Genomic DNA, 12,329 nt, shown 5'->3' with positions numbered 1-12,329 from the left:
CGCAATGTCTCACCCCGACCACGACAGGGAATCGCGGTCGGGGCGCGGCGTCGGATTACCCCGCGATCGGCGCGGCCCTCAAGGCAGTTGTGCCCCCGGTACCGAACAACGCTCGTAACACGCGGCACGTGCCCGTTCATCGCCCTGCCCCGCTGAGGCACAGCGGCGCACGCAGGCACTGTCCGCCAGGGGCACCCGCAGGGAGGCGGGCGGATCGGCGGGCGCCGGCGGGATGATCCGGCCGGCATCGCTCAGGGTGCAGCAGTTCTGCCAGGCACCACCCACGCGGCACATGGCCTCGCGCTCGAACGGGCAGCGTGCCGCGGGTGTCATGCGGGGCGCCACGGCCGCGCGGGGTGTATCCGGCCGGCCGGCCGGCGTGACGGGCTCCGCCGGCCTCGCCATCTGCCGCGAACCCGCGGGGGCGGCCTCACGGGCGCTGCCCGGCAACGGCGGTTGCGCCGGTACCCCCAGCTGCCCGGACCCGAGCGATACCTGGGGCATGGGCGGGGGCTGCGGCGTCGGCGTGGCTGCCAGGCCGTCGGCGCCATGGGTGGCGTCGCAGGTGACCGTGTAATGGACCGCATCGGAGATCTGCACGCCGGGCGTGTCCACGATCTTCACGCGCACATACCCCTGCACCTGGTTCTCCCCCCCGGGCTGCTGGACCATGCCGAAGCCGCCGCCGGTTCCGCCTCCGGGGGTGGGCGCAAATCCGCCCTGTGCCGGGGCGCCTACAGTGAGGTGGGTCTCCAGTTTGGCGGTGCCGCCCTGGTGGAAGGTCACGCTCGCCACCGGACCTTCGGCGTTGTTGTGCACCCAGCGGTATTGCACCGTCCCGGGCCCGGTGGTTGTGATATTGGCCTGGGCCAGCAATTGCGTGGGGCAGGCCGCGGTCTTGATGGACTGGGGCAGGAACACGGAGGCCGCGGTGACCCCGAAGGGCTGTTGAAGGTCCGCGGCGCCCGGTTCGGGGGGCGGGGGCGGCGGTTCGGGCGGGGCCTCGGCGAGGGCCGAAGGCATGCAGTGGACCCAACCGCGCAGGAGTGCGGTGCGCTCGTCCGTGCCCACGATCACCGCACCGCAGCTGACCCGCAGCCTGGCCGAGTAGGCGTTGTCCACCTGGATGGCGAAACCTTCCTGCAGGGCCTGCCAGCGGGGCACCCCGGCATTCTCCAGTTGCACCAGCCGGTTGTTGCAGGCCGCCACCGGCGAGTGCGGCAGTGACGGCGACTGGTAGGCGGTCGTAACGGATACTTGCTTGCCGGCGATCAGGTCCGCGAAAAAACTTCCGCCGGTACCCGAGGCCAGCACCTCGCTGTGCGGCCCGATCTCCAGCTTCACCTCACTGTCCAGGGAACCGAATGAGCACATGGACTGGGCCCACACCCCGAAGTCCAGGGTACCGCCCTGGGCCTCGTGGTAGTGCTCGCCGTCATGGGACAACACTTTAATCACCGGCCCGGGCACCGGGTACTGGGTGTTCAGGCCCGCCGCCGTCATGGTGGACTGGGACAGGTCCTCCTGGATGTCGATGAGCTCCACCTTCCCGGCCCATGCGGACGAAGACACCGCGAGCAGTGCAAGCAGGGTGAGAACCCGGGCAGGGCCCGGCGCCCCACGTGCACACCAATCAGGATTCAAACCAGGATCATCGCTGTACATGACACACCTCCTCCGGCCCTTGGCCGGCCTGCGCGGCCGTTGCCGACTGCCGTACCCGCCAGGGCGGGTCACTTGCCGCGGTCCATCGCCGATCCGCGCCCGCCGACGTCACGGAGCAGGACCGGCGACGGACCCTGGAATCATCGTTCGGGCGTGCGCTCGCGCACCTCGCCGTCGGGTCGACCGCGCGGGTCGGTCTCACCGGTCTGTCCCGCTCTGTCAGTCGCGCGGCGTGCCGGCGCCGTCTGCTCGCGATTGGGCACGGTCCCTGTCACTACGGGGCGATCGGGATCCCGGTCAAACTCGGGTGTGGCCGGAACCGCCATTCCGCCGGGTCCGGCCACCCCCGGGCGCACCCGGGGTTCGCAGACGATGTGATAGGACGCGGGGGCAGACTTGACGTTGGCGGCGGAGAGGACCACCAGGCGCACGCTGCTCTTGTGCTCGTTGGCGGGCAGCGTCGCGCCCTGGAGTTGCGGGCCGGCGGGCTGCGGCGGAACGCCCTCGGGGAGCGGTCCGGGCGGCGGCGGGGGCGGTTGAAGCTGCGCGAAGCCGCCGGGGGCGGCGCCGCCGCCTCCCTGCGGCCCGGGCACGGCCGCCGATGGCAGCGGTATCTCCACTTTGTGAGCCACCGGGGCACCGGCGGACGGGTTGGCCACGTGGACGGAGAAGATCGTGGACTTCTCGCCAGTGGGCCACTCGAAGCGGTACTGCACGGTGGTGGGCACGGTGCCCGAGGTCTGGATCATGCCGTTGAAGGTCAGCTCCACCGGGCAGGTGGCCTGCACCTTCTGGCCGGGAGAGACGGAGAGCGACGCACCAGTCACCTGGAACGGCGAGGCGATGGCGCCCGCGGACGGGATCTGGGGCGTGGTGTCGTGAGCGAGGCAGCTGACGGTGTAGTGGTGCACCTCGCCTTCCGTGATGACGTTCTTGTTGCCGATGGTCAGGTCCACCTCCTTGCGGAACCCGAGGTCGGAGAACTGCAGCACGTGCGTCTGGCCGAAGATCTCCGCATTCGACTTGCCCTGTGAACTCAGTACGTCGCGGTTGATGTTGCAGCGGGCCACCGCGTGCGCCTCGATCAGGCTGAGCGGGAAGATCTCACCCACCGGCTTGTTGACGCTCTTGGGCCGGTTGCCCACGGAGTAACTCTGCGAGGCCGCGAAGAGACTCAGATTCAACTCCGGAAGGCCGATGCCGCCTTCCACCACGGGCCACACCTTCCAGCTCTTGATGCGTGCGGCGCCCCAGGTGCCAATGGACAGGTCCGCCTGCCAGGCACCGCCGATGCCGGGCTTGAGGCCGGTGTACTCGACGCCGTTGCCAACCACCTCCACGCTGGGCAGCTTGCCCTGGCTTGTGCCAATGCTGCCGCCGGCGGCATGGGCCAGGGCGGGCAGCGCGAGGAACACCGCGGGAACAACGATCCGGGGGATCAACTTGTGATGGTGTTTCATGACTCACCTCCTCGGAGCGGCGAGCGGGCATGGCCCCTGGACCGTTCCTGTTTGCGGTTTCGACACCCTTGTGTCGATGCCTCCGCGAAACCGGTTCACTGCGGTGCCTGCACCCGGTCCGGCACTCAGCCGCCGCAGGACGCGTAGGCCCGGACCAGCCCCCAGCCGTAGACCGGGTCGCGGCCCGGTTCACCGAGATCCTTAGCAGCCTCCGCCAAAGCAGTGACGTGCCATGACCAGTCGGCGTCCGGGTGCGCAGCCCGCCCCGCCGCCAAGGCGGCGGTCACGTGCGGTGCGGCGAAAGATGTTCCGGAGACATGGGCATGGCCGTCCGTGCGCGGCAGCCAGAGATCCACGCCGGGGGCGGCAAAGGCGATGTGGTCCCCGCGCGCGGCGTTGCGGTAGGGTCGTCCGTCGGCGTCCACCGCCGTCACGGCGATCACGCCGTCCTGGGCGCCCGGATACAGCGGCGGCGCCCGGGGACCGGCATTGCCGGCGGCGGCCACCACCACGATGCCCTGCGCCATGAGCCGTTCCAGCGCCGCCTGAACCACCCGGTTGCGCGGCCCGCCCAGGCTCAGATTCACCAGGTCCACCGGCTGAAGCGCCAGCCAGTCTAGACCCTGCACCAGGCGGTCCACGGTGGTGTCCGTGTGGCGCCCGTCCCGAAGCCGCATCACCTCCCCGTGGAAGAGTTCCGCGCCCGGCACCAGCCCCCGCCCCTGACCCGCGAGGATGGCGGCCACCGCCAGAGCGTGATCCGGGGGTGGTACGGTCACGCCCCGGGGAAGGAAGGATTGTCGGGTGAGGCGCACCCGGGCCAGGTTGGGATGGTCCTCCGGTAGCGGACCGTCCAGGATGCCGATGCGCGTGCCCCTGCCGCAGTCGCCGCGCACCTCCGGCCAGTCCATGAGCCGGGCGGAGAGATCACCCGGCGCGTCCACGGACTGCGGCGTGTAGCGATGATTGAGGTCCGCCCACAGCTGCGGTGCCCGCCCAGCCAGGGTCTCCAGGGCCGCCTCCGGCGTCATCCCCTCGGGCAGGCCGAAGACGGTCACCACGAGCCCAAGACCCTGCAGCACGTTGCGGCGTCTGACACCCAGGCCCATCTGCGCACCCAGCTGCTGCACCTCCAGGGCCTGCGGCAGATCCGCGGAGACCACCAGCAGTTCGTCCGGCTCGTGCTGCCCGGCGACCGCTTGACGCACGCCGAACCCGGGCAGGTCAGGCGGAGGCGGCAGCGAACGCCCCATGAGGGAGCCGCTCCCGGGACGGCGCGCGGGCGATGTGGTCGCTTCAGTTTCCTCGGCGGGCGGATCACCCGGCTCACCGCCCGGCGTGACCGCCCTGAAGCCCGGCGCGGGAGCGCCCGGGGTCTGCCGGAATCCGGGTTCGGCAGGTTCATCCGGAGGCGGCCGCTGCTGAAAGCCCTGGCCCCAGACCGTACCCGCCGAGAGAAACACAATCAGCAGGCATGGACCGAGGCGAACCATCTCACCGCTCCAGGGCGAAGTGCGGAATCAGGTCGGATCGCTCGCGCAACACCCGCGCCGCGGCTTCCGGATCCCGATCCGGTTCCACGGCCAGGCGATACACGCCCGCGGCGCTCGGCCCGTCCACGATGCGCACACCCGCCTCGCGCAACAGGGCACGCAGGTCGGCCTCGCTGGCCTCCGGCGTGAAGCGCACCTGGGCCAGCACCTCCGTTGGCACGGGGTCGGCCAGGGGTTCGTAGCGGACCGTCTCCGGCGCCCGGGTCACCAGCAACGCCGCCTGGGCGACGATCACCAGACTCGCGGCCATGGCCGCCGGAATCACCCAGCGCGGCGTCACCGTGCGCACCTGACCGCCCAGGCCGCGGCGCAGCCGCTGCCAGCCCAGCTCCCCGGCCCCGGCGGGTTCGACGGCCTTCACGCCGCGGCGCATGGCGCGCAGCAGGCTCACCTCCGCCTGGCACGCCGCGCACGCGGCCACGTGACGGCTCACCGCCTCGTGCTCGGCCCCGTCCAGGGTGCCATTCACCAGCCAGGGCAGGAGTTCGCGGGGATGCTGTTCAGTGGATTCCGGCATGGTCTGTCTCGTATCGCGGTCACTTACCCGATCAGTCGTTGCGCAGGGCGCAGGGGTTCAAGGGCGTGCCCCCAGTTGCTCCAGGCACTGCGCCAGGGCCTTGCGTGCGTGGAACATGCGGGTCTTCACCGTGCCCTCCGGGATGGAGAGGATCTCGGCGATCTCGCCATACGGCAGGTCCTCGAAAAAGGTCAGGTGCACCACCTGGCGCTGCGCCTCCGGCAGCCCGTGCATGCAGCGGCGGATGTACTCGCCGTTCTGGGCATGGGCGACAGCAGCCGGGCCCGGGTCGGGGCGGTCATCCACCACATCGAAATCCAGGCTGTCCGCGGCGCGCCGGCCCCGGCGACGCAGGAGATCGATGCTGCGGTTGTGGGCGATGCCCAGGAGCCAGGTGGTCACCTTGGCGCGTCCGGCGAAATGCTTCGCGCTTCGCCAGACCTCGAGCATCACCTCGTTGAGCACCTCCGCCGCATCGGCGGCATTGCCGAGACGCTGCATCACGAAGGCGTACACGCGCGCCTCGTGGCGGTGATAGAACACCCCCATGGCCGCCTCGCTGCCGGTGGCGATGCGCGCCAGCAGGGCGGTGTCCTCGGCATCTGGCGCCAGGGCGCTCTCCCCGTTCACGGGGTACGGATCTCCTGCAGTGGACTCTCGCCTATCACGCCGCCGTCGGCGCCGATGGCGCGCACCCGCCACCAGTAGCCGCGCCCCGGTTCGAGGCGCTCAAGCACGAGGCCCGAGAGCACCGTGGAGCGCGTGTCGCCGGGCACCAGCATGCCGGTCATCGGGGGTTCGTCCACGCCCACCGGTGGCGGCTCCACGGGCCCGCCCAGCACGGGCAAACCCGCCGCGACTCCCGGCGCATGCGGGTAAATCTCCACCTGATAGGCGCTCACGGGGCCGTCGGCGCGCCAGGCGAAAACGGTGTGCGAATCCACCAGTGCCCCGTTCGCCGGGCCCTCGGGACGCAGGTTCACGGGCGGCTGCCGGTGCAGCGCATCGCTGGTGACCACGTAACGGATCAGTACCGACTCGAACTCGGTGGGCGGATCGGTGATGCGGAAACGCAGCAGGTAGGCGCCCTCCCGTTCCGTGGGCAGTTCCGGGCTCTCAATGCGGATATTCTGCGCCCCCACCAGCGAGGTCCGTTCCATGCGCAGGGGCCGGAACAGGGGGCGACCCGCGGTGGAGGCGGGATCGGCCAGTTCCCAGACTCCGGCCAGTTGGCCGCTGCCGGTGAACTGGATGTCGAGCACCGCGTGCAGGGCATCGCCTTTGGGGACGAGCCGCACGGTGCTCCGGTCGTCGAAATAGAGGGCCAGGCGGGCGATGTCGAACAGGCCGCCACCGGCGCCGCCGGTGAGGTACAGGTTTGCGGGCGCGGATGCGACAGTGACCCCGCTGGCAGGGTCGGTGAACTCCCTGCGAACCTCGAAATGGGTAAAGCGATTGCCGCCCGGATCCCTCGCCCGGAAGAGAGTCTGCATCAGGCTGCGTGGGAGCTGAACCGTCTCCATGATCACCGTACTGCCGCCCGTTGGCACCGACCCCCGCAGGTTGCGAGGCACGGAACCGAGCACGATGCCCCCGCCGGGACTTGTGACGATCAAGGTGGAGGACCGGGCCTCCACCGGGCCGGGGGCGCTGCCCGCCGTCACTGTCCAGCGCAGCGTCAGGGTGGCAGGCCGGTTGAACGGCGCGCTCAGGTTCCCGGGCGCCACAGAGGCGCCGGTGAGATTCGCCCAGGCGGGCCCCACCGGCAGAAAGGTCACGAGCAGCACAAGCCATCCGAATGATCGTTTCATGTGAGTTCCCTTCGCCTTTCAGTAGGACACCGGCCACCCGATGCGCATGCCGGCAAACAGCTGGTACACGTCATTCCCGATGCCGGCCCCGTTGTCGTTGTCCTGGTAACTGCCGCTGGCAAAAAGCGAGATGCCGGGACGGTTCTCACGCGGTGTACGCAGCTGCCAGTTGAGCATGCCCGTCACCGTCTGTGTGTCGGTATCCACTGAGTCGTCGCCGCCCTTCGTCCGGTTCAGGCTGTAGTCGAGACTGACGTCCACCCGGCCCGGCACCAGTGCCGCCCACACCCCCAGGCCGGCGGTGGTGGTACGGGTGGTGGTGTCGTTGTCCCTGTCGCGCAGCGTGTTGTACTGCACCCGGGGCCGCAGGCTGTAGCGGTCCCCCACCATGACGTCGAGGCCCAGTTCCGTGAGCCCGTTGTCGTAGTCCGGCTGGGTGCCGGCGTGGTTCTCGAATCGGGTGAAGGTGTGGCTCACATCCCAGGCCCAGGTGCCGGGCACGAAACGCAGGCCGGCGTGGATCACGCGTGTATCCTGGTCCACATCGTCACCTCCAAAGGCCGCGGGGACACGGTCATAGCGCTGCGCCATGTCCTGAATGACCAAGGCGAGGCTCGGCTGGTTGAACAGGCGCGCAATGCCCTCCTCACGCGGCACCAGCGCAGGCGTGTACTGGGTGCCGAGCGTGAGGTAGTCGGTGCGAAGCCGGGGGAGGTTCGGATCGTCGTCCACGTTGTCGTGCTCGCGGGCCACCTGCCCGTTGATCCCCAGACCGCCCCACTGAAACCCCGAGAAAGCGCGTACCAGCCGTCGATCCGCCGCCAGGGCCGGATTGCCGAGGCTGAAGAACCAGGGCCCCACGAGGGTGTGCTCCGCACCGGCATGCCAGTTGAATGCCGCGCCGTTGGCGAGGTGCTGCGGGTGCGTGTACATGGCCAGGAGGCTGTGTGCGGTGTCGGACTCGCTGACCGACGGCGCCGCTTCGTCGAAGCGTGCGCTGCTGCGTGCCAGCTCGGCACGCAGACGCCAGCGCTGCTCGCCCAGCAGGCTGTCCACGGCCACGGAGGAGGCATTGCCCCGGCTGGTTTCGGTATCGCCCTCCGTGCCGCTGCCCACCGTGCTGCCGCTGGCGTCCAGGTACAGGACCTGGATCTGCAGGCGCTCGGGCCGGTCGGTCAGCGGTGCGACGCTCAACATGGCGCCGTCGGTGCGATGACCGGTGTCGCCCACGCCGAAGCGGTGATGGAAGCCGCTGATCGCCTCGGTACGCATGGCGAACGCGGTGACCTCGGAACGAAGGTCATCGAAGCGCAGACTGCCCGAAAGACCACGGCGGGCGAAATCGCGCATCACCAGACCGGTGGCGGGAATCGCGTGATCTCCGGCACGCAGCACCACCGGCCCGCGGCTCCCCTCCACCAGCCCGGTTGCGAGATCGACGTGCTGGTCGCGGGGCATCAACTCCGTCTGGCTGTTGTGCAGGAGGCCGATGTGACCGCGAAGCGCCCAGTCGTCGTCGGCGACGCGCCCTTCGGCAGTCAGCGCACCCTGGGCCGTGTTGCGCGGCACCCCGCCGTCCAGGCGTCGATCGCTGACCCGGTTGCTGAGGGCCAGATCCAGGTTTGCGCGCCCGTCGGCCTCCTGAAAGGCACTGCTCCTGCGCACCTGCACGGTCCACAGGGCCAGTTCATGGATGGCGCCGTCTTCGGCGTGTTCCACCAGGCGCAGGCGGTGCGTGCCGTAGGCCAGCGGTTGCGGTGGCGAGAATATCGCCCTGTCGGCCTCGCGCCGCACAAAGGCGGTGACATCGATATCGTTGAGCGCCAGCCTGAGCCGCTGCAGGCGTTCCGGTGGCATGTCGGCGGGCACCACGAACGAGAAGGCATCCGAAGGCCGGTAATAACCCTCGGGCGGCGGCTCCAGATCCACCTGGGCACGGGCCTGGCCGGTGCCCGCGGACATGAGGACAGCCGCCAGTAACGCGGCCGGGAACTGCCGTGCGAGACGCCTCATCGTGGTTACCCCTCCCTGTTGCGGGTGCCGCATTCTTCGGGCGGCATCCCTTCCCCCGGTCACCCCTGGGTCGTACCGACCGACCCGGCGGTTCAACGCGCCCACAGACCCGCGTCTCCCGACACGGGCGAGCAAACCGGAAAAAACGGGAATCGCGGGGCCCTTTCCACCCCCGCCACATCCGGACCGATACCGGATCGTCATCCCTGACTATAGCCCAAGGGGCCGTGAGGGGCCCGAGGGCCCCGAGGGGCGCTCAGGCAGACTGCGCGAAATATCGCCTCAGGTATTCCTCGAAGCTGCAGTCGTCGGCCGCCTCGATCTCGCGCTGACGTTCCATGGAGGCCCGCGCCTCGGCCTCGAACAGGGTCTCGCGCCCAGGTGCCAACACGAGGTCACGGAAGTATTGCTGATGACCGCGCGACAGGCGCCGCGCGAACTCGTAGAACCCTTCCCGGCGCTCCGCCATCTCCGCGAGCATTCGGGCCGAAGGCGTCAGGGAGGGATCGAGCACCTTGTCCCGCTGACGTTCCAGCGCCGTGCTGTAAGGGCGAGTCGCATCGGTGCCGTCCATGGCGGCGCACAGCGGTTCCATGGCGTTGACAACCTCTTCGGCCCACGTGCGCAGCGGGACCTGGTCGCCGTTGCGCAGCAGTTTCAGATCCGGGTCCCGCCCGCGGTGTGCGGCGGCGCTCTGGTTGTGGTCGATCTGCAGGCGTTCCACCTCGCCGATCACCGGGCTGTCCATGAGCAGGCAGGCGAACATGAACGCTTCCAGAAAACGAAGCTGGGTCTCGCATACGCCCAGCGGTTCGAAGGCGTTGACGTCCAGCGAGCGCAACTCGACGTAGCGCACGCCCCGACGGCGCAGCGCCACCACCGGTTTCTCGTTGCCTTCCATCACAGGCTTGGGCCGCACGGAACTGTAGTACTCGTTCTCGATCTGCAGGATGTTGGCATTGAGCTGGCGGTACTCGCCGTCCACCACCACGCCGATCTTCTCGTACACCGGCGACGGCGTGTCGATGGCACACGCCAGACTGTCCGTGTAGGCCTCCAGGCTGTCGTAGCAGGCCTTGATGCCGGTCTCCTCCTCCTTGCGGTTCTGGTAACCGATGTCGCCCATGCGCAGGCTCGTGGCAAAGGGCTCGTAGTAGGTGTTCTCGTTGAACTCCGGCATGTGGGTCGGCTTGCCGCCCAGGAACGACTTGCAGACCGCCGGTGAAGCGCCGAACAGGTAGGGCACCATCCAGCCGAGGCGCTGCAGGTTGCGGATCATCGCGAAGTAGCCGGCGTCGATGAATTCACGAAGATCCCCGCCGTCGCCGCACAGGCGCTGGTACACGGGCCAGAAGCCGTCGGGCACCGAGTAGTTGAAATGCACGCCGGCGATCACCTGCATCACCCGCCCGTAGCGATGCCCGAGCCCCAGCCGGTAGACCGTCTTCATTCTTGCCGGATTGGAGGACCCGTAACGCGCCACGGGGATCGCCGCCTCACCCGCCAGCACACAGGGCATGCTGGTGGCCCACAGGAACTCCTCGCCGATGCGCGGATAGGTGAAGGTCTGCAGGTCACGCAAAAAGGCCAGTGCCTCGCCCGGCTCACCGAACGGCGGAGTGATGAACTCCAGCAGCGCCTCCGAGTAATCCGTGGTGATCCAGGGATGGGTCAGCGGCGAGCCCAGCGCAACGGGATGGGGCGTGCGCGCGATACCGCCTTCCGGGCTGACCCGCAGGCTCTCCTTCTCGAGGCCCATGAGGCCGCCGCGCAACAGGGCCTGGTGGCCGCCGTCCAGCAGCCCCTGCAAACGCCCGGATAATGTGTCGGTCAAGGGGTTTCGCTCCACGGGAAAAGGGTCTGAAGATACCTGCCCGGCCATGGCACGCACAAGTCGACGGGGCTGTCGGGACTGTCACGTCCCGCCCCCATACGCCATAATGGTCGCCCTCTTTCCCACTTTCCTCCATCCCGACCCGTGCTCTCGATCATCAAGGCCTGGCGCGACCAGCGCATCCTCAGGCACGAGACCATCGACGACCGGCTGTGGGAGGCGGGCCTTCGCGCGCTGCCCATGCTCGGGCGCCTGACCGCCGAAGAACTCCACCGCCTGCGCCGTCTCGCCACACTGTTCCTGCACCATAAGCGCTTCATGGGTGCGCACGGTTTCGACATCACCGCCGGGATGCGCCTGGACATCGCGTTGCAGGCGTGTCTGCCGATCCTCAACCTGGGCCTTGAGTGGTACGACGAGTGGGTGACGGTCATCGTCTACCCTGAGGATTTCCTGCCGGAACACGAGTACGTGGACGAGGCGGGGGTGGTGCACGTGGAGCGCAGCCCCCACAGCGGCGAAGCGTGGGAGCGCGGGCCGGTGCTGCTGTCCTGGGACGAGGTCAATCACAGCGAGGGCCTTGCGGTCCACGAGTTTGTCCATACCCTGGACATGCGCAACGGGCAGGCCAACGGCATGCCGCCCCTGCATGCCGACATGTCCACGAAAGTCTGGTCTCAGGTCATGAGCGCCGCGTTCGAAGCGCTCAACACCGCGCTCGACCGAGGCCAGACGCCGCCTCTTGATCCCTACGCCGCCACCGACCCCGCGGAGTTCTTCGCCGTTGCCAGCGAATACTTCTTCGCCGAACCGCACACCCTTTGCGAAGCCTATCCTGAAGTCTACGGGCAGTTCCGGGCGTTCTACCGGCAGGACCAGGACACTAGGCATCAGCGGACGATGACCGATCCGTGGCGGAAATTTCCGGACGGGCAGCGACCCCGCAGTGCCTCCGGTGAATAGAATGGGACTCGTTGCGGTAACGGCGCCCGTCCCTGCGGATGACGCCGTCCAGGCCAACGACAAAGTCATAGATCTTCACCATCGGGAGACTGCCTTGCATCCACTGATCAAATGGATAGCCGCCCTTGCGCTGTTGGCAGGCACCGCCCCCCTGGCGGCTGCGCCCGACGGCAGCTTCGATCCTTACGTCGCCCTGAGCGCACCCGTGGTGGTCAACCTGGCCAACCCGCAGCGCGCCACCTACCTTCAGATCGCCGCCGACCTGCAGGTCGAGAGTGAAACGGACAAGGAAGTGGTGAACAGCCACATGCCGGTCATCCGCGACACGCTGATCATGGTTTTCAGCGGAAGGGAGCCTTCCGAGGTGCGCGAAGCGGCCAACCGCGAAGCCCTGCGCGAAGAGGCCCTGGTCGCCCTGCGCGAGGCTCTGCAGGCGCGCTCCGGCCGCCCCGCCGTGAACGCCATCTATTTCAGCAGCTTTCTGGTCCAGTGAGATTTGTCAGTTGTCAGTTG

The 12,329-nt window shown here is 68.8% G+C and carries 10 protein-coding genes; 2 read left to right on the top strand and 8 right to left on the bottom strand.

The genetic code is table 11. The features are described from left to right. Positions 1-78 precede the first annotated feature (78 nt). From B1C78_RS15590 to gshA, 8 genes are all read right to left on the bottom strand, one after another. Positions 79-1,644, bottom strand: coding sequence for a hypothetical protein (locus B1C78_RS15590; RefSeq protein ID WP_139349981.1), 1,566 nt, complete (start codon positions 1,642-1,644; stop codon positions 79-81). Between the two features lie 161 nt (positions 1,645-1,805). Next, positions 1,806-3,125 (bottom strand): hypothetical protein, encoded by a 1,320-nt coding sequence (locus B1C78_RS15585; protein WP_077280092.1) that lies wholly within the window; start codon positions 3,123-3,125, stop codon positions 1,806-1,808. 125 nt (positions 3,126-3,250) lie between these two features. Beyond that, on the bottom strand, positions 3,251-4,618 hold the full coding sequence (locus tag B1C78_RS15580) for a S8 family serine peptidase (protein WP_077280091.1): 1,368 nt from the start codon (positions 4,616-4,618) through the stop codon (positions 3,251-3,253). A 1-nt stretch (position 4,619) separates the two neighbouring features. Beyond that, positions 4,620-5,195: a zf-HC2 domain-containing protein gene (locus tag B1C78_RS15575; RefSeq protein WP_077280090.1), complete on the bottom strand. Its 576-nt coding sequence runs from the start codon at positions 5,193-5,195 to the stop codon at positions 4,620-4,622. Between the two features lie 57 nt (positions 5,196-5,252). Then, on the bottom strand, positions 5,253-5,825 hold the full coding sequence (locus tag B1C78_RS15570) for a sigma-70 family RNA polymerase sigma factor (RefSeq protein ID WP_077280089.1): 573 nt from the start codon (positions 5,823-5,825) through the stop codon (positions 5,253-5,255). Next, positions 5,822-7,006: a hypothetical protein gene (locus B1C78_RS15565; protein ID WP_139349980.1), complete on the bottom strand. Its 1,185-nt coding sequence runs from the start codon at positions 7,004-7,006 to the stop codon at positions 5,822-5,824. The genes B1C78_RS15570 and B1C78_RS15565 overlap by 4 nt, the downstream gene beginning before the upstream one ends. 18 nt (positions 7,007-7,024) lie before the next feature. Next, the gene (locus B1C78_RS15560; RefSeq protein ID WP_139349979.1) at positions 7,025-9,019 is read right to left on the bottom strand and encodes a hypothetical protein; all 1,995 of its coding nucleotides are present in this window, start codon (positions 9,017-9,019) and stop codon (positions 7,025-7,027) included. A 256-nt stretch (positions 9,020-9,275) separates the two neighbouring features. Beyond that, on the bottom strand, positions 9,276-10,853 hold the full coding sequence (gshA, locus tag B1C78_RS15555; protein ID WP_077280086.1) for a glutamate--cysteine ligase: 1,578 nt from the start codon (positions 10,851-10,853) through the stop codon (positions 9,276-9,278). 144 nt (positions 10,854-10,997) lie between these two features. On the opposite strand from gshA, the gene B1C78_RS15550 reads away from it, so the two are divergent. Continuing rightward, the gene (locus B1C78_RS15550) at positions 10,998-11,816 is read left to right on the top strand and encodes a M90 family metallopeptidase (protein WP_077280085.1); all 819 of its coding nucleotides are present in this window, start codon (positions 10,998-11,000) and stop codon (positions 11,814-11,816) included. Positions 11,817-11,910: 94 nt separating this feature from the next. Next, positions 11,911-12,309, top strand: a complete 399-nt coding sequence (locus tag B1C78_RS15545; RefSeq protein WP_245795460.1) for a flagellar basal body-associated FliL family protein — start codon at positions 11,911-11,913, stop codon at positions 12,307-12,309. Positions 12,310-12,329 lie beyond the last annotated feature (20 nt).

The organism is Thioalkalivibrio denitrificans, assembly GCF_002000365.1.
Classification (GTDB): Bacteria; Pseudomonadota; Gammaproteobacteria; order Ectothiorhodospirales; family Ectothiorhodospiraceae; genus Thioalkalivibrio_A; species Thioalkalivibrio_A denitrificans.
Note: the sequence above shows the minus strand (reverse complement) of the source record. Positions and strands in the feature narration are given on the sequence as shown.

Excerpts from the sequence above, each read along its gene's own strand:
- B1C78_RS15580 (WP_077280091.1), bottom strand. The coding sequence starts at position 4,618 with ATGGTTCGCCTCGGTCCATGCCTGCTGATTGTGTTTCTCTCGGCGGGT.
- B1C78_RS15565 (WP_139349980.1), bottom strand. The coding sequence starts at position 7,006 with ATGAAACGATCATTCGGATGGCTTGTGCTGCTCGTGACCTTTCTGCCG.
- B1C78_RS15575 (WP_077280090.1), bottom strand. The coding sequence starts at position 5,195 with ATGCCGGAATCCACTGAACAGCATCCCCGCGAACTCCTGCCCTGGCTG.
- B1C78_RS15560 (WP_139349979.1), bottom strand. The coding sequence starts at position 9,019 with ATGAGGCGTCTCGCACGGCAGTTCCCGGCCGCGTTACTGGCGGCTGTC.
- B1C78_RS15585 (WP_077280092.1), bottom strand. The coding sequence starts at position 3,125 with ATGAAACACCATCACAAGTTGATCCCCCGGATCGTTGTTCCCGCGGTG.